This window comes from Citrobacter gillenii, from assembly GCF_013337685.1.
Taxonomy (GTDB): domain Bacteria; phylum Pseudomonadota; class Gammaproteobacteria; order Enterobacterales; family Enterobacteriaceae; genus Citrobacter; species Citrobacter gillenii.
Window position 1 is genome coordinate 228,915 of sequence record NZ_SUQN01000002.1, and the last position, 17,808, is coordinate 246,722.

General features: G+C 53.3%; 17 protein-coding genes and 1 other RNA gene. 10 read left to right on the forward strand and 8 right to left on the reverse strand.

The features are described 5' to 3' along the window. Nucleotides 1-39 precede the first annotated feature (39 nt). From FCH32_RS04850 to amtB, 4 genes are all read left to right on the forward strand, one after another. A complete protein-coding gene (locus FCH32_RS04850) occupies nt 40-1,812 on the forward strand; it encodes a SmdA family multidrug ABC transporter permease/ATP-binding protein (RefSeq protein ID WP_174360587.1) in 1,773 nt (590 codons plus the stop codon). After that, complete coding sequence (locus FCH32_RS04855; protein WP_174360588.1) at nt 1,805-3,583, forward strand: SmdB family multidrug efflux ABC transporter permease/ATP-binding protein; 1,779 nt, start codon at nt 1,805-1,807, stop codon at nt 3,581-3,583. Before FCH32_RS04850 ends, FCH32_RS04855 begins: the two co-directional genes overlap by 8 nt. 226 nt (nt 3,584-3,809) lie before the next feature. Then, complete coding sequence (gene glnK / locus FCH32_RS04860; RefSeq protein ID WP_096758051.1) at nt 3,810-4,148, forward strand: P-II family nitrogen regulator; 339 nt, start codon at nt 3,810-3,812, stop codon at nt 4,146-4,148. A 31-nt stretch (nt 4,149-4,179) separates the two neighbouring features. Then, nucleotides 4,180-5,466 (forward strand): ammonium transporter AmtB, encoded by a 1,287-nt coding sequence (amtB, locus tag FCH32_RS04865; RefSeq protein ID WP_096758050.1) that lies wholly within the window; start codon nt 4,180-4,182, stop codon nt 5,464-5,466. 74 nt (nt 5,467-5,540) lie between these two features. Here amtB and tesB read toward each other — a convergent pair whose 3' ends face one another. After that, on the reverse strand, nt 5,541-6,401 hold the full coding sequence (gene tesB, locus FCH32_RS04870; RefSeq protein ID WP_115259224.1) for an acyl-CoA thioesterase II: 861 nt from the start codon (nt 6,399-6,401) through the stop codon (nt 5,541-5,543). A 212-nt stretch (nt 6,402-6,613) separates the two neighbouring features. On the opposite strand from tesB, the gene FCH32_RS04875 reads away from it, so the two are divergent. Beyond that, a complete protein-coding gene (locus tag FCH32_RS04875) occupies nt 6,614-7,183 on the forward strand; it encodes a YbaY family lipoprotein (RefSeq protein ID WP_115259223.1) in 570 nt (189 codons plus the stop codon). Between the two features lie 31 nt (nt 7,184-7,214). On the opposite strand, the gene FCH32_RS04880 is transcribed toward FCH32_RS04875, so the two are convergent. After that, on the reverse strand, nt 7,215-7,526 hold the full coding sequence (locus FCH32_RS04880; protein ID WP_153879390.1) for an MGMT family protein: 312 nt from the start codon (nt 7,524-7,526) through the stop codon (nt 7,215-7,217). A 162-nt stretch (nt 7,527-7,688) separates the two neighbouring features. On the opposite strand from FCH32_RS04880, the gene ffs reads away from it, so the two are divergent. Further along, nucleotides 7,689-7,785: signal recognition particle sRNA small type (gene ffs, locus FCH32_RS04885), an RNA gene on the forward strand. A 50-nt stretch (nt 7,786-7,835) separates the two neighbouring features. Here the strand turns inward: ffs and yczR are convergent. Beyond that, complete coding sequence (yczR, locus tag FCH32_RS04890) at nt 7,836-9,263, reverse strand: MocR-like transcription factor YczR (protein ID WP_174360589.1); 1,428 nt, start codon at nt 9,261-9,263, stop codon at nt 7,836-7,838. Between the two features lie 88 nt (nt 9,264-9,351). Between yczR and yczE the strand changes: the two genes are divergently transcribed. Then, the gene (gene yczE, locus FCH32_RS04895) at nt 9,352-9,963 is read left to right on the forward strand and encodes a membrane protein YczE (protein WP_174360590.1); all 612 of its coding nucleotides are present in this window, start codon (nt 9,352-9,354) and stop codon (nt 9,961-9,963) included. A gap of 82 nt (nt 9,964-10,045) precedes the next feature. Further along, on the forward strand, nt 10,046-10,399 hold the full coding sequence (locus tag FCH32_RS04900) for a DUF1428 domain-containing protein (RefSeq protein ID WP_115259217.1): 354 nt from the start codon (nt 10,046-10,048) through the stop codon (nt 10,397-10,399). Between the two features lie 80 nt (nt 10,400-10,479). On the opposite strand, the gene FCH32_RS04905 is transcribed toward FCH32_RS04900, so the two are convergent. Then, the gene (locus FCH32_RS04905) at nt 10,480-12,033 is read right to left on the reverse strand and encodes an EAL domain-containing protein (protein ID WP_115259216.1); all 1,554 of its coding nucleotides are present in this window, start codon (nt 12,031-12,033) and stop codon (nt 10,480-10,482) included. 184 nt (nt 12,034-12,217) lie between these two features. Here FCH32_RS04905 and FCH32_RS04910 point away from each other — a divergent pair, with 184 nt between their 5' ends. Together FCH32_RS04910 and ykgO are read left to right on the forward strand one after the other, a co-directional pair. Continuing rightward, nucleotides 12,218-12,478, forward strand: coding sequence for a type B 50S ribosomal protein L31 (locus FCH32_RS04910; protein WP_115259215.1), 261 nt, complete (start codon nt 12,218-12,220; stop codon nt 12,476-12,478). A gap of 1 nt (nt 12,479) precedes the next feature. Next, a complete protein-coding gene (gene ykgO / locus FCH32_RS04915) occupies nt 12,480-12,620 on the forward strand; it encodes a type B 50S ribosomal protein L36 (protein WP_005125190.1) in 141 nt (46 codons plus the stop codon). 73 nt (nt 12,621-12,693) lie between these two features. Here ykgO and FCH32_RS04920 read toward each other — a convergent pair whose 3' ends face one another. From FCH32_RS04920 to acrB, 4 genes are all read right to left on the reverse strand, one after another. Further along, the gene (locus FCH32_RS04920; protein WP_096758041.1) at nt 12,694-13,167 is read right to left on the reverse strand and encodes a YlaC family protein; all 474 of its coding nucleotides are present in this window, start codon (nt 13,165-13,167) and stop codon (nt 12,694-12,696) included. 381 nt (nt 13,168-13,548) lie between these two features. Beyond that, complete coding sequence (locus FCH32_RS04925; RefSeq protein WP_002892050.1) at nt 13,549-13,767, reverse strand: HHA domain-containing protein; 219 nt, start codon at nt 13,765-13,767, stop codon at nt 13,549-13,551. Between the two features lie 27 nt (nt 13,768-13,794). After that, on the reverse strand, nt 13,795-14,169 hold the full coding sequence (gene tomB, locus FCH32_RS04930) for an Hha toxicity modulator TomB (RefSeq protein ID WP_115259201.1): 375 nt from the start codon (nt 14,167-14,169) through the stop codon (nt 13,795-13,797). A gap of 488 nt (nt 14,170-14,657) precedes the next feature. Continuing rightward, nucleotides 14,658-17,807: an efflux RND transporter permease AcrB gene (gene acrB, locus FCH32_RS04935; protein ID WP_096758039.1), complete on the reverse strand. Its 3,150-nt coding sequence runs from the start codon at nt 17,805-17,807 to the stop codon at nt 14,658-14,660. Nucleotide 17,808 lies beyond the last annotated feature (1 nt).

Consider the following 17,808-nt stretch of genomic DNA (forward strand, 5'->3'; position numbering starts at 1 on the left):
CCGGCGCTCATTGTCGGAAATCATGTCAGGACATAACGCGTGCGATTATTTGCTCAATTAAGCTGGTACTTTCGCAGGGAGTGGCGTCGCTACCTCGGGGCAGTGGCCCTGCTTATCATCATCGCTATCCTTCAACTTATTCCGCCTAAAGTGGTCGGAATTATTGTTGATGGCGTGACGGCTCAACGCTTCACGACCGAACGCCTGCTAATGTGGGTTGGCACAATTGCGCTGATTGCGGTGGTGGTCTATTTGCTGCGCTACGTCTGGCGCGTGCTGCTGTTTGGGGCATCCTACCAGCTGGCAGTTGAGCTGCGCGAAGATTATTACCGTCAGTTGAGCCGTCAACATCCTGAATTTTATCTGCGCCATCGCACGGGCGATCTGATGGCGCGCGCCACCAACGATGTTGACCGGGTGGTGTTCGCCGCCGGAGAAGGTGTGCTGACGTTGGTCGACTCGCTGGTGATGGGCTGTGCGGTGCTTATCGTCATGTCTACGCAAATAAGCTGGGAGTTGACGCTATTTGCCTTGCTACCGATGCCGGTGATGGCGCTGATGATTAAGCGTTACGGCGATCGGCTTCATAACCGCTTTAAGCAAGCGCAGGCGGCATTCTCCAGCCTCAACGATCGTACTCAGGAGAGCCTGACCAGCATTCGCATGATTAAAGCCTTTGGTCTGGAGGACCGGCAGTCAGCCTTATTTGCCGCAGATGCGCAGGATACCGGTAAGAAAAATATGCGCGTCGCGCGCATCGACGCCCGCTTCGATCCCACCATTTATATCGCTATTGGTATGGCGAACCTGCTGGCGATTGGCGGTGGAAGCTGGATGGTGGTTCACGGTTCGCTGACGCTCGGTCAGCTGACCAGCTTTATGATGTATCTCGGTCTGATGATTTGGCCGATGCTGGCGTTGGCGTGGATGTTTAATATCGTCGAGCGCGGTAGCGCCGCCTACAGCCGTATTCGCGCCATGTTGGCGGAAGCTCCCGTGGTTAATGATGGCACGGAACCCGTGCCGGAAGGGCGCGGGGAACTGGCGGTTGCGATTCGTGAATTCAGCTACCCGCTGATGGCGCGCCCGACGTTGGAAAACGTTAATTTCCAGCTTAAGCCTGGGCAGATGCTGGGTATTTGTGGGCCGACCGGTGCGGGAAAAAGTACCATTCTGTCGCTGATCCAGCGCCACTTTGATATTACCCAGGGCGACGTGCGCTTTCATGACATTCCGCTGACGCGCTTACAGCTTGATAGCTGGCGCAGTCGGCTGGCAGTTGTTAGCCAGACGCCGTTCCTGTTTTCGGACACCGTCGGCAATAACATTGCACTTGGACGCCCGCAGGCGACGCAGGCCGAAATCGAACATGTGGCGCGCCTCGCCAGCGTGCATGAGGATATTTTACGTTTGCCGCAGGGATATGACACCGAAGTGGGCGAGCGGGGCGTGATGCTCTCGGGCGGGCAAAAACAGCGAATTTCTATTGCCCGCGCGCTGCTGCTTAATGCGGAAATTCTGATTCTTGACGATGCGCTGTCGGCGGTAGACGGCCGTACCGAACATCAGATCCTGCATAACCTGCGCCAGTGGGGCGAGGGAAGAACGGTTATTATCAGCGCCCACCGCTTGTCGGCGCTGACGGAAGCCAGCGAGATTATCGTGATGCAGCACGGACATATTGCCCAGCGTGGCGACCATGACACGCTGGGCCAGCAACCCGGTTGGTACCGCGATATGTATCGCTATCAGCAGCTGGAAGCCGCGCTGTCTGATGCCCCTACGTTAAATGAGGAGGCGGCGAATGCGTAGCTTTGGGCAATTATGGCCGACGCTGAAACGGCTGCTGCGCTATGGTTCACCGTGGCGAAAACCGCTGGGCATTGCGGTGGTGATGCTGTGGGTGGCGGCGGCGGCAGAAGTCAGCGGTCCTCTGCTGATAAGCTACTTTATTGATAACATGGTGGCGAAAAACAATTTGCCGTTGGCGATGGTAGCCGGTCTGGTTGCGGCTTATGTCGGTCTGCAACTGCTGGCGGCGGGACTGCACTATGCGCAGTCACTGTTGTTTAACCAGGCTGCCGTCGGTGTGGTGCAACAGCTACGCACGGATGTAATGGATGCTGCGCTGCGCCAACCGTTGAGTGAATTTGACATCCAGCCCGTCGGACAGCTTATCTCTCGTGTAACCAACGATACTGAAGTGATCCGCGACCTGTACGTGACGGTCGTGGCAACGGTACTGCGCAGTGCGGCTCTGATTGGTGCCATGCTGGTGGCGATGTTTAGCCTCGAATGGCGTATGGCGCTGGTGGCGATGGCTATATTCCCGGCGGTGATGGTGGTGATGGTGATTTATCAGCGCTACAGCACGCCGATTGTGCGCCGCGTTCGTGCCTATCTGGCCGATATCAATGATGGCTTCAATGAAGTCATTAACGGTATGAGCGTGATCCAACAGTTTCGCCAGCAGGCGCGCTTTGGGGAGCGCATGGGCGAGGCCAGCCGTTCGCACTACATGGCACGCATGCAGACCTTGCGGCTGGACGGTTTTTTACTGCGTCCGTTGCTGAGCCTGTTTTCCGCCCTGATCCTCTGTGGTTTACTGATGTTGTTCAGCGTGACCTCTGGCTCGTCCATCGAGGTTGGCGTGCTGTATGCGTTTATCAGCTATCTCGGGCGTCTGAACGAGCCGCTGATTGAGCTGACGACCCAACAATCTATGCTGCAGCAAGCGGTTGTCGCCGGTGAGCGCGTCTTCGAACTGATGGACAGACCGCGTCAGCATTATGGCGATGATGATCAGCCGCTGAAGAGTGGCAACATTGAGGTTGATAACGTGTCATTTGCTTATCGCGATGACAATCTGGTGCTGAAAAATATTAGCCTGTCCGTGCCTTCACGCAGTTTTGTGGCGTTGGTTGGGCATACCGGTAGTGGCAAGAGTACGCTCGCCAGCCTGATGATGGGCTACTATCCGCTGACGCAAGGGGAGATCCGTCTGGACGGGCGCCCCCTCTCCTCGTTGAGTCACGGCGTCTTACGTCAGGGCGTCGCGATGGTGCAGCAGGATCCGGTTGTGATGGCGGACACCTTCCTGGCAAACGTCACGCTGGGCCGCGATATTTCTGAAGATCGAGTGTGGCAGGCGCTGGAGACCGTACAGCTGGCTGAGCTGGCACGCGGTCTGAGTGACGGTATTCACACCCGATTGGGCGAACAGGGCAATAATTTGTCCGTGGGGCAGAAACAGCTGCTGGCATTGGCGCGGGTTCTGGTTGAAACGCCGCAGGTACTGATTCTGGATGAAGCCACTGCCAGTATTGACTCCGGCACGGAGCAGGCCATTCAGCAGGCGCTGGCTGCTGTGCGCGAACACACTACGCTGGTGGTGATTGCCCATCGACTCTCCACGATCGTGGAAGCAGACACCATTCTGGTGCTGCACCGGGGGCAGGCCGTCGAGCGCGGCACACATCAGCAATTGCTGGCGGCGCAAGGCCGCTACTGGCAAATGTATCAGCTGCAACTGGCCGGTGAAGAGCTGGCGGCCAGTGCGCATGAGGATTCCATTATTGCCTGATGGCGCAGTGCGTTTCAGGCCTACGGCTAAATTGGTTCAAGAGGCATCAACAATCTGGTGCAAAAATGTAACGCACTATGCACCGTTATAGTGCGTTTTTTCTTTTTCTACCCCGGCCGCGCCCTGCGAGCCTGAATCACCCCGCGTTTTTCATTTCTGGCACACCCCTTGCAATATTCATCCTGTGTATCTGCAGCCACTACTGAATTCTGACTGGAGGGGATCTATGAAGCTGGTTACCGTGGTAATCAAACCGTTCAAACTGGAAGACGTCCGTGAAGCACTGTCTTCTATTGGTATTCAGGGGCTGACCGTCACCGAAGTGAAGGGCTTTGGTCGACAGAAAGGCCATGCCGAGTTGTATCGGGGAGCCGAATACAGCGTCAATTTTTTACCGAAGGTGAAGATTGATGTGGCGATTGCCGACGATCAGCTTGATGAGGTGATCGACGTCATCAGCAAGTCGGCCTATACCGGAAAAATTGGCGACGGCAAAATTTTTGTCGCCGAGCTGCAACGTGTGATTCGTATTCGTACCGGCGAAGCCGACGAAGCCGCACTGTAACTTCTGGCACACAGTGATAGGAAACCAAAAAATGAAGATAGCAACGATGAAAACGGGTATCGCTTCACTGGCACTGCTGCCGGGACTGGCGATGGCAGCGCCAGCCGTCGCGGACAAAGCTGATAACGCCTTTATGATGATATGTACCGCGCTGGTGTTGTTTATGACCATTCCGGGCATCGCGCTGTTTTACGGCGGTTTGATTCGTGGCAAGAACGTTCTGTCGATGCTGACGCAGGTGACGGTGACGTTCGCACTGGTCTGCATTTTATGGGTGGTGTATGGCTACTCGCTGGCCTTTGGCGAGGGGAATAGTTTCTTCGGCAACTTCAACTGGGTGATGCTGAAAAACATTGCCCTGACGGCGGTAACGGGGAGTTTCTACCAGTACATTCACGTTGCGTTCCAGGGCTCATTTGCTTGCATCACCGTTGGACTTATCGTTGGGGCGCTGGCTGAACGCATTCGCTTCTCTGCGGTACTGATTTTTGTGGTGGTATGGCTGACGCTGTCCTACATTCCGATTGCGCATATGGTCTGGGGTGGTGGTCTGTTGGCCTCCCATGGCGCGCTGGATTTTGCGGGCGGGACGGTGGTGCATATCAACGCCGCGATCGCCGGGCTGGTGGGCGCTTATCTGATTGGCAAGCGTGTGGGTTTTGGCAAAGAGGCTTTCAAACCGCATAACCTGCCGATGGTCTTTACCGGGACCGCAATTCTCTACATCGGCTGGTTTGGTTTTAACGCAGGTTCTGCGGGGACGGCAAATGAAATCGCTGCGCTGGCCTTTGTGAATACCGTGGTGGCGACCGCTGCTGCCATTCTCGGCTGGATCTTCGGTGAGTGGGCGCTGCGCGGTAAACCGTCGCTGCTGGGGGCGTGTTCTGGTGCCATTGCGGGCCTGGTTGGCGTGACCCCTGCTTGTGGTTACATTGGCGTCGGCGGTGCGTTGATCATCGGGGCAATTGCCGGTCTGGCGGGGCTGTGGGGCGTGACGATGCTGAAGCGTTTTCTGCGCGTTGATGACCCGTGCGATGTGTTCGGTGTGCACGGCGTTTGCGGCATTGTCGGCTGTCTTCTGACCGGGGTGTTCGCCGCCAGTTCGCTGGGTGGCGTAGGTTTTGCTGAGGGCGTGACCATGGGGCATCAGGTGCTGGTGCAGCTCGAAAGCGTGGCGATTACCATTGTCTGGTCCGGTGTGGTGGCCTTCATCGGCTATAAGCTGGCGGACATGACGGTAGGGCTGCGCGTACCGGAAGAGCAGGAGCGCGAAGGGCTGGATGTGAACAGCCACGGTGAAAACGCCTACAACGCTTGATATTTCACTCTGCCGGATGGCGCTAAACGCTTATCCGGCCTACGACAGATGTAGTCTGTAGGCCGGATAAGACATCAGTTGCGATTGCGCATCACCCCTTCCTGTACGGTAGAGGCAACCAGCACGCCGTCCTGTGTATAAAATTCCCCGCGCACAAAGCCCCGGGCACCGGAGGCAGAGGTGCTCTCGACGTTATACAGCAACCACTCATTGATATTGAAAGGACGATGGAACCACATCGAATGGTCGATAGTGGCTATCTGAATCCCTTTCTCCAAAAAACCAATTCCGTACGGTTGTAGCGCCACAGGCAGGAAGTTCAGGTCGGAGGCGTAACCCAGCAGATACTGATGCACGCGTAGGTCGTCCTGCACCGTACCGTTGGCGCGGATCCACACCTGGCGTGCCGGTTCGGCGACATGGCCTTTGAGCGGGTTATGAAACTCCACCGGACGCACTTCCAGTGGGCGGTCATTGATAAATTTCTCTTTCAACAGCGGCGGCAGCAGATGCGCTACTGAACGGGCAATTTCGGTTTCGGATTTCAGCGCGTCGGGCCCAGGTGCGTGCGGCATGGTTTTTTGATGTTCAAAGCCATCTTCCGGCGCCTGAAAAGAGGCGGTCATGTAGAAAATGGGCTTCCCGTTCTGGATGGCGGCAATGCGGCGAGCGCTGAAACTGTTACCATCGCGCAGCACTTCGACATCGTAAATTATCGGTTTTTGGCTATCGCCAGGACGTAAAAAGTAGCTGTGAAAGGAGTGCACCAGCCGCTCTTCCGGTACGGTTTCTTTAGCGGCATACAGCGCCTGTCCGACGACCTGCCCGCCAAAAACCTGGCGTAATCCTAAGTCTTCACTTTGGCCGCGAAAGAGTCCTTCTTCAATTTTTTCCAAATTCAACAATGTCAGCAAACTTTTTAGTGCCAGACTCATAGGTGCTCTCCAGGTCATGTCGATGTCGCAGCGAAGTAGGCAGAGTATAACGCAATTTTGAAAGTGGTCCGATGGGTGCAATTGTCTGAATTACCGGTCGATTGCAGGCAAAAATAGCTACTTTGTGCCACACTTAGTCACGTTATGTTTTTGTTAACCACTCTTCTGGCGAGGAAAGTTCTCGCTGGTGCATTGACGATAAGGAGAATTTAATGAAACTCGTGCACATGGTAAGTGGTTTAGCCGTTGCGGTCGCGCTGGCGGCCTGTGCTGATAAAAGTGCAGATATTCAGACACCTGCGCCAAGCCCTACTACGTCAATTGCTGACACACAGTCAAAAATTCAACAGCCGAATGTTTCTGGTACGGTGTGGATCCGCCAGAAAGTTGCGCTGCCACCGGATGCCGTACTGACCGTCACACTGTCGGACGCTTCGCTGGCGGATGCCCCGTCAAAAGTTCTGTCGCAAAAAGCGGTGCGTACTGAAGGGAAGCAGGCGCCATTTAGCTTTGTGCTGCCGTTTAACCCGGCAGATATTCAGCCGAACGCCCGTATTTTGTTGAGTGCAGCCATTATGGTGAACGACAAACTGGTGTTTATTACGGACACCGTGCAGCCGGTTATCAACCAGGGCGGTACCAAGGCCGATCTGACGCTGGTTCCTGTTCAGCAGACGGAAGTTCCGGTTCAGGCCAGCGGTGGTGCGGCAACTACGGTGCCGTCAACGTCTCCCACGCAGGTGAATCCGTCTTCAGCCGTCCCTGCACCTACGCAGTACTAAGACTGGCATAACCCTCTCCGCCAGGGGAGGGTTAATACACCCAGCGATAACGTTGTAAATCGATGTGCCCACTTCCCGAAACCACCACCCCTTCAGACAGCAATGCCTGACGCTGGCGCTGTAGATCCGGCCCGGTCAGCGATATAGCACCATGGCGATTAACGACTCGATACCACGGCAGGGTGCTGCCTTCGGGAAGCCGTTTGAGGACGCCGCCGACCTGACGCGCTGCGCGCGGAGATCCGGCAAGTCTGGCGACATCACCATAGGTAGTGACGAATCCTTCGGGGATTGCGGCGACAATTTGCCAGACGCGTTGGGGGAAAGAGTCTTGTATATCCATCAGTTATTCCTGCGCTAATTCCCCAGCATAATCTGGAATGGCGGGTGAGTGAAGCCGCATTGCACAAGAAAACAGCATCTGGTGCTGGATGGGTTGCAATTACACGGTGCAGCAGTGATAATGCGCCTGCGCGTTGGTTAACAACGCTCTCAATGGGGGCTCTGTTGGTTCTCCCGCAACACTACTCTGTTTACCAGGTCAGGTCCGGAAGGAAGCAGCCAAGGCAGATGACGTGTGTGCCGGGATGTAGCTGGCAGGGCCCCCACCCAATTCTGCCGTTCGGCAATCTCTTTCACCTTTCCTCGTCACTTAGATTATTTTACGTATTTTCCCATGACTTGCCTGTGAACGCAGAGTGTCCCAGATCGGCTGCAATGTGTTGAAGGCGGCGCGCATCGTGTCATCCGGCAGCGCGAAGGGCATGCGTAAGAAACGATCGAATGCACCCGCTAACCCAAAGCGCGTTCCGGTACCTAACTGAATACCGGCGCTGTCGGCGCGAGTGGCAAACAGCGTCGCCAGCGTATCGGGCAATTCTACCCAGAAAGATAACCCGCCCTGCGGTTGGGTAAATTGCCATTCCGGGAAATGCGATCGCATCAGAGTATGGCACTGGTCGCGTCTGGCGGTGAGCAGTTGTCTTCTGTCCGGGAGAAACTGCGCGGCGTTATCCAGCAGCCAGCCGGTAGCGAGCTGTTCCAGCACCGGTGAGCCTAAATCGAACGTGTCGCGGGTTTGCACCAGTGCGGCAATAGTCCGTGATGACGCCCGCACCCAGCCAAGACGTAATCCTCCCCAGAAACTTTTACCGGCAGACCCCAACATAATGATGGGTGCATCGCGATTGAAGGCGGCAAGCGGCGGTGGTGGCGGGGCGTCATACCACAGATTGACCATGGTTTCGTCCACCACCAGCGTGGTGTGCGTTTTGGCGGCGATATCGGCCACCACCTGGCGTGTGGCGGCGTCCATGCAACGTCCGGTAGGATTGTGAAAATCCGGCATCAGGTAGGCCATGCGTGGGGCGGTTTGTGCGATGGTGGCGACAAGACCCGCAGTATCCCACCCCTGTTCGGGCAGCGACACCCCCACGGGTCGGCAGGAGGCCCCCTGAATCGCCGCAATAGCGAGCGGGTAAGTGGGATGATCAACCACTACGCGATCGCCTGGACCGGTAAGCAACCGCAGGATCAGCGCCAGCCCGCTGACTGCACCATTGACCACCATAACCTCATCCGGCTGCGTGGATAATCCGCGTTCGCAGTAATGCCGGGCAATGGATTCGCGCAAAGACGGTAGCCCCTGGGGCAGATACCCGGAACTTAACAGATGCTGCGGTATGGCAAACAGCGCCTGCTGGTAAGCCTGATGAATTTCGGGACCCGCGCTGAGCGCGGCGGTGGACAGATCGAGTGCGGTACCGGTGACGGTGCGAGTCGGTACATGGCGAATATGTTCCGGCAGGATCACCCGTGAGCCGCTACCCTGGCGGCTTTCCAGATATCCTTCTTCCCGCAGCTGTGCCATTGCGCTGGCGATAGTTGTTCGGCTGACTTCCAGCACCGTAGCAAGTTCGCGCTCGCCGGGAAGCCGGCTATCCAGCGCCAGCCGGCCATCCAGTATCAGCAGACGCAAGGCTTCGGCCAGCTGTCGCCAGATTGGGGTACGTGAGGGACTCTCCTGCCAGTGCCCGAGCAGGCGCTGGAGAGACTGACTTCCATAACGGCGAGATGACATTGCAGTCCACTTTTTGGAAACTGGTCATTAATCATAGTGCCAATTGCGTTGAAGATGAAGACTGTCTGCGCAGGGAGAGGAGAAAAGCATGCTGCGTCGTTTACTGCAATTGTTTATCGGGCTGACGCTTTACGGCGTGTCGACGGCGATGTTTGTGCGTGCGGATTTAGGCGCTGATCCCTGGAACGTTTTTCATCTGGGTGTGGCAAATCTGTTGTCGATGAACATCGGCTTGGTGATTATTGCCGTGGGCGTATTGGTCCTGTTGGCATGGATCCCACTACGCCAGCGTCCGGGGTTTGGCACATTGAGTAATGTCATTATGATTGGGCTGGCGGCTGATGTGGCGCTGATGGTAATCCCGGGATTTGAATCCCTGTTTGCCCGCAGCGGTCTGTTGGTATCTGCGGTGATACTGAACGCCTTAGCGACCAGTCTGTATATCGGTGCGGGGTTCGGTGCTGGCCCACGAGATGGTCTGATGACCGGCATTCACGCGCGTACCGGTTGGCCGGTGAGGCGAATTCGAACGGCCATCGAAGTGTCGGTGTTGCTTATCGGTTGGCTACTCGGGGGAACCCTGGGCGTTGGTACGGTGCTGTATGCACTGGCGATTGGTCCGCTCATTCAGCTTTGCCTGCCGTGGTTTCGGTATCAGCCGCAGTCACGCATTCGGGTTCGGAATGAACCTACGGCATGATCGCGGGCTGACGACTAAACTTAATCTCGACTGACGCGGCCAGAATTGGCTTGCCGCGCAGTAAACTTCGGAGGCTTTTCTCATGAAGTATGTTGATGGTTTTGTGGTTGCCGTACCCGCTGAAAACAAGGAGGCGTATATCGCGATGGCGGCAAAAGCGGCTCCGCTTTTCAAGGAGTTCGGTGCATTGCGCGTGGTGGAATGCTGGGCAGACGATGTCCCTGACGGCAAATTGACCGATTTTCGCATGGCGGTAAAAGCGCAGGATCATGAAGAAGTGGTATTCAGCTGGATTGAGTATCCTTCAAAAGAAGTCCGTGACGCGGCGAATCAGAAGATGATGTCCGATCCCCGAATGAAGGAATTTGGCGAATCGATGCCCTTTGATGGCAAGCGCATGATCTACGGTGGATTCTCGCCCATTATGGATGACTGACGTGACTGACGTGACTGACGTGACTGACGTGACTGGCTGTGCGGCGTGCCGCCAGCCATCTCAATCTTTTCGCATGTCGGCTACAGTCGTGTCTCCGCCCACAGGATAAACTCTGCCTTTGGCAATGCCTTACTGTATAGCCAGCCCTGGCCGTACTGCACGCCATGCTGTCGTAGCCACTCTTCCTGATTTTTCGTCTCGATACCTTCTGCCACCATTTCCAGCTTCAGCGTTTTTGCGATCTCGATAATATGCGGCGTCACGTTGTTGTATCCCAACGCATCCACGAACGATTTATCGATCTTCAAAATATCGACATCCAGATCCTGCAAGTAACTGAGACTGGAATAACCGGTGCCAAAATCATCAATGTAAATCGAATGGCCGGCCTGGCGGTACTTGGCGATGAACGGAGCGCTGGTTTTCGGATCGGCAAAGGCGCGTTCTGTGAGTTCGAGTGCAATTTGCGACGGGTTTATCTGATAGTGATTCACCTTCCGGCTGAGCAGACCTGGCAGCGTTTCTGATGTCAGATTATCGGCTTCAAGATTGATGGAGATATGCTGCTCCGGATGGTGATGAAGCCATTTGCCCAGATCGTCAAACACGCTTTCGATAATCAGGCGAGTGAGAGGGGTTGTCAGGCCGGTCTGCTGTGCCAGCGCGACGAAAATCTCTGGTGAGAGAAAACTGCCATCGGGCTGCGGCCAACGGGCCAGCGCTTCGGCACCTACCACTTTCCCGGTACGAAGAGAAATGATCGGCTGATAGTACACCTTAATTTCACGGCGCTGGATAGCCTCCTGCAACTGATGATGGGGAGACTGCAAACGACGTAAAATACGCAGAACAAAGGCGGCGGTCAGCAGACCGATAAGAATTCCCGCCGGGAGCCAGATAAGCGCCTGTCGGTGCCATATTTTTTTCAGCGGCAGCGTAGATGCCCAGCTGACGACGGTAATACCTAATGCAGGGAAGGGGCGGGCGTTGTAAATAACGCCCTCTTTTTGCAAATGCGTAGTGGCATTATCTTGTTGAAAATTTTGCAAAATATCTTCTGGTAGCGTTCCGCTACTGGTGACAATCCTGCTTTTATCGGCGCCAATAATGGCGACATCAATCGGCCACGAACCAAACGGAACAACGTCAATGAACGTGGCGGGATCGACCATCACCACATAGTTTTCGCTGCCTAATGCAGCCATAAAACGCTGGATACCTAAGTCGTTATCCGTGGTTAACCAGGCACGGTAGCCATCCTCGGTGACTTTCATCGCCGCAGGGAAGGCGACAGCACGGCTTTTATTCTCGAGGGAAGAGCATTGCGGGACGTTGTCCTTGAGGTACACCACTTCCTGAATGTAACGATAGCTGTATGACAAACGACGCATTTCCAGTAAATGTTCCGTTCCGCAAGGTTCTCCCTTGAAGGTCTCAATCTGGCGTAATGCTTTTTTCGCCTGCTCGCCGACCCTTTCTGTGCGCAAAGCAACCCGGCTGGTGTAAGAATCAAGCTCGTCCATAAATTTAGTTTCAACCTGACGATACGCCAGCCACAGACTCAAACCCACTGGCGCAAGGATGGACAGAATCAGTATTCCGGTCACCAGGCCGATCAAATGTCGTGTTGTCACAGTGATATCCTTATTTACACAGCGTAGGGAAAGTATATCCGAAAGTGAAAAATCTATTCGAATGACCTAATAGATTTAAGAGGGGTATTTCCAGATTAATTACCCACAGTGTAAATGAGGTTGAGCCAGGGACGAGAGTAGTGTACTTTATTGTTATGTTATAATGTAACAATTAGGGGTTGCTATGAAACCGGATATCCATCCTTTTTATCGTACTGTGGTATTCCACGACACCAGTGCCAATGAGTACTTTAAGGTCGGTTCGACCATCAAAACGGAACGTGAGATTGAATTTGAGGGACAAACGTATCCCTACGTGACCCTTGATATTTCGTCTAAATCACACCCGTACTACACCGGGAAGCAGAAGACGTTCGACAACGAGGGCAGTGCGGCGCGCTTCCAGAAACGTTTTGGCCATTTTATTGGCACTAAGCGAGGTTAATATGCAGGTTCTTAATTCACTTCGCAGTGCCAAACAGCGCCACCCTGACTGTCAGATAGTCAAACGCAAAGGGCGTTTGTATGTTATCTGCAAAACGAATCCGCGATTTAAAGCGGTGCAGGGCAGGAAGAAAAGACGTTAGACATTTTGCCAACATTTCAGGGAAACCAGTGCGTGCCAGCGGGTACGCACTTTTTTATTGGCTGGTAGGCAAGCTACTGACCGGCAGCTTCTGCGCGAGTTAGCGTGAAGACGTCGTAGAAAGAGAGTTCGCCTTTCCGCGCCATCATTTTTTGCAATTGGGCTTTACGTTCGCCATCCACCCGCGGTGAATGCAGAATGGTCTCGATAAGCGCTGGCGGAACAAAACGGGTGTTATACCATTCGCCGTTATAGCAGACTCTGAAGTCCAGCACGTCGATGTCTTCGAAACGGTAACGCGGCGCGACGTCAAAAAAGAAAAAACCATTGAGGATGACAAACAATACCACCAGCAGCCACACTGAATCGACCAGCGTTTCTGATTGCAGCATAACCGCCAGCGTGGCGAACCAGGCGACATACATGCCAATAAACAGTCCCGGATACTTGCGAATGAAGCTGATGCTAAAGCGCGGTCTGTTATCGCGCTTTTCGCGCACATTTAAGTCGTCAATTGTTTCGGTGAGCAGGCGCTGTATTTCTGTCATCTCTTGCCTTCGTGATGTCTTCAATATTCAGGTGGGATCGACCCATTTTAAGAGGGGATAGTGCCTGAAAAAAGTAACAGATTAACCACAATTTAGCATAACAGTTACATTTGAACGTATAGCGTTTTGATGAGGCGCGCAGGATTGCCGCCTACAACGGTGTTTTTGACCCAACAGGTTATGCAGGACAGTCTGCATCTTCTGTTTGCCGAACGTTCATTATGGCAAAACAATAAAACGCAATGCGCACAGGGGAGCGTTCCCATTACCTTATTGTGATCGAAGTCACCTGATTTGAATTAAATAACTATTGTAAATATGAGGAGGTGGTCAGCCAGACAAACAAATCTAACGCGATACCTGACTTAACCTCGTGAACAATTAGCGAATAAATTTCCAAACGGAAGTTGGAATCTTGTCGTACAGCTTATTCATCGTCAATTCAGCAAGGCGATGATCTGCTGCTGAGTAAAATACAGCCAGTTCATTGTCGGACAATTCATATTTATTTTTCTCAATAACGCGCTCGAGCGTGTCAATTGTCTGGCAGCGTCGAAGACGCATCAAATAATCTGTTTTAGTTAATGGTTTATCAGACATAACTCTTACCTATGATTGTAATATTTTTTAACAAGACAAACTAACAGGATTAGCCCTGGTGGCATTGACAAAACAGCGAAACAGTCGATTTCCGGACTTTCGCCATTTCTGCAAATCCTGCGTATTAATACCATAATTGCTGAACAACATAAAAGTGTCATCCAGGTATTCATCAATCTGCGCAATCAGCTTATTGTCCTCATTGTACTTAATTTTATAATTAAGTGCGAAGGTTGCAATATGCTCTATCAGTTCGTTGAGCTGCAGGCTGGTTGCTGAAGTCGGGTCATTAACCCAGCCATGGTTGCTTTGTTCAAGGTTTGCAAGACAGTCATGATACAAGGTTTCGCAGAGAAATTTAAGCTGCGCGATATCATGCCGTTTGGGTGAGTACTCGTCCATAGCGCATCCCCTTCTTAGTGGTTTAAACTAACCGAACACCTTCGGGGTGGATACAACAAACTACCTGAAACTTGCCCGTGACGCCTGATGATTTAACTATAATCTACTCTAAAAAAGATTTCATCGTCATATCATGAAAAATTACAATTGCGTAAAATTATGATGTGGCACCCTTTTTACATTTTACCTTAAAAATGAAGGTATTCGAAATGGAACAACTTCTTTATTGTTCGGGCAATCATCAGGTTAACGGAGTTAGCTTTAGCAATCAAAGGCAACCTCTAACAATGCAGATTAGCTGCTAGGATTAATCTTAATAATTATTCAGGTAAAATAAGAAACCTCAAGAATTCTTAAGAATAGCCTTTAAGCCTACAGGGATTATATCGCTTATTCACTCGGCAGAAAATAAACGTAATCACAATAAGTGATTTTTATGATTTTTCCAGAAAAAAGGCCGCTTGCGCGGCCTTTTCATTAGCGATGAATCAATGGTGATCAACCGGGTGGCTGTGTTCAACATCTTCATTCTTGCGGCTAAAGCGGCGGCGAACCACCACAAAGAACACTGGAACGAAGAAGATAGCCAGTACGGTTGCTGTAACCATCCCGCCCATTACGCCAGTACCAACGGCGTTCTGCGCGCCACTCCCTGCGCCGGAGCTGATAACCAACGGCATAACGCCAAGAATAAAGGCCAGCGAGGTCATCAGGATCGGACGTAAACGCATACGAACTGCATCCAGCGTCGCCTCGATCAACCCTTTACCCTCTTTATCCATCAAGTCTTTGGCGAATTCGACGATCAATATCGCGTTCTTCGCCGACAACCCAATGGTTGTGAGCAGGCCTACCTGGAAGTAAACGTCGTTAGTTAATCCGCGGAACGTCGCGGCCAGCAACGCACCGATAACCCCCAGCGGAACCACCAGCATAACGGAGAACGGAATTGACCAGCTCTCGTACAGTGCTGCCAGACACAGGAAGACGACGATCAGTGAAATGGCATACAAGGCCGGAGCCTGGTTGCCAGACAGTCGTTCCTGATAGGACATCCCGGTCCAGTCATAGCCGATACCGGACGGCAGTTTGCTTGCCAGTTGCTCCATCATTGCCATTGCTTCACCGGTACTTTTACCCGGTGCGGCCTGGCCTAAGATTTCCATGGAAGGCAGACCGTTATAGCGTTCCAGTCGCGGTGAACCGTATTCCCAACGCGAAGTGGAGAAGGCGGAGAACGGTACCATTTGTCCATCGCTACCGCGAACGTACCAGTTTCCAATATCTTCCGGCAACATACGGTATTCCGCTTCAGACATGACGTAAACTTTCTTCACACGACCGCGGTCGATGAAGTCGTTCACGTAGCTTCCGCCCCATGCTGCACCCAGCGTTGTATTAATATCACTAATGGAAACGCCCAGCGCCTGCGCTTTTTCCTGATCGATATCGATCTTGAACTGCGGCGTATCTTCCAGGCCATTAGGACGAACACCGACCAACAGATCCGGATGCTTAGCCACTTCACCAAACAGCTGGTTACGCGCCTGTGTTAGTTTGTCATGGCCCAAACCACCCTGGTCAATCAACTGGAAGTCAAAACCAGTTGCGGTACCCAGTTCGACAATTGCGGGCAGGTTAAAGGCGAAGACCATCGCATCTTTAATCTTCGAGAACGCCCCCATCGCGCGAGCGGTGATTGCCTCGACCTTGTTCTCATCACCCGGACGTTCGCTCCAGTCTTTTAACGACACGAAGGCAATACCGGTGTTCTGACCGCGTCCCGCAAAACCGAAGCCGTTAACGGCAAATACCGATTCAACGTTATTTTTTTCTTTGGTCAGATAGTAATCCGTCATTTCGTCCAGCACCTTCTGGGTACGCTCTTGCGTAGCACCTGCAGGTAGCTGAGCCATGGACAGGAATACCCCCTGGTCTTCATCCGGCAAGAAGGAGCTTGGCAGGCGAACGAACAGATAAGCCATGCCGACGACAATGATCAGATACAGCGCCAAATAACGACCCGTACTGCGCAGAATGCCGCCAACGCTGTCGGTATAGTGGTTGGTGCTCTTATCGAACATGCGGTTAAACCAGCCGAAGAAGCCTTTTTTGCCTTCTCCGTGATCGCCCTTAGCGATCGGTTTGAGCATGGTGGCACAAAGAGCCGGCGTCAGAATCAACGCCACCAGTACTGACAACGCCATTGCAGAAACAATGGTGATGGAGAACTGACGGTAGATTGCCCCGGTAGATCCGCCAAAGAATGCCATCGGGATAAATACCGCTGACAGCACCATCGCGATGCCCACCAGTGCGCCCTGAATCTGGCCCATTGATTTACGCGTCGCTTCTTTCGGCGGCAGTCCTTCCTCCGCCATAACGCGCTCAACGTTCTCGACCACCACGATGGCGTCATCCACCAACAGGCCGATGGCGAGCACCATCCCGAACATCGTCAGGGTGTTTATCGAGAAGCCGAAAATGGCCAGCACTGCAAAGGTACCCAGCAAGACCACCGGTACGGCAATGGTCGGAATCAACGTCGCGCGGAAGTTCTGCAGGAACAGATACATAACCAGGAACACGAGGATGATTGCTTCCACCAGCGTTTTCACCACTTCGTGAATTGAGATTTTCACGAACGGCGTGGTGTCATACGGGTAAACAATTTTCAGGCCTGATGGGAAGAACGGCTCCATCTTCGCCAGTTCAGCGCGGATGGCGCTAGCGGTATCCAGGGCGTTAGCACCTGTCGCCAGTTTGATACCCAGACCGGAAGCCGGTTTGCCGTTAAACTTCGCAATGATGTCGTAGTTTTCGCCACCCAACTCCACTTTCGCCACGTCACGCAGACGAACCTGAGAACCGTCCTGATTCACTTTCAGCAGAATTTTGCTGAATTCATCGGCAGAGGTCAGACGGGTTTGCGCGATGATTGACGCGTTAAGCTGCTGGCCTTTCACCGGTGGCGTACCACCTAACTGACCGGCTGCAACCTGGGCGTTCTGCGCTTTAATGGCGTTGATCACATCAACCGGCGTCAGCTGGAAGTTGTTCAGTTTGTTCGGATCCATCCAGATACGCATTGCGTACTGGGAACCGAACAGCTGAACGTCACCCACACCTGAAGTACGGCTGATGGCGTCCTTCATGTTAGCGCCCACGTAGTCTGAAATATCTTCCTGGGTCATGGTGCCGTTGGTGTTGATAACACCGACAACCATCAGGAAGCTACTTGAAGACTTCTCTACGCTAACCCCTTGTTGTTGAACTTCCTGAGGCAGTAACGGCATCGCCAGCTGCAGTTTGTTCTGTACCTGCACCTGTGCGATATCCGCATCCGTACCTGACTGGAAGGTAAGGGTGATCTGCACGGTACCCGTGGAGTCACTGTTGGAGGACATGTACATCAGGTTATCGATACCGTTCATATTCTGTTCGATAACCTGCGTAACAGTATCCTGTACTGTTTTCGCATCAGCGCCAGGGTAGGTCGCGGAGATCGTCACTGCAGGCGGTGCAATAGTTGGATATTGCGCTACCGGCAATTTGAGGATCGCGAGCCCCCCTGCCAACATGATGATAATGGCGATCACCCACGCAAATATGGGGCGATCGATAAAGAAATTAGGCATG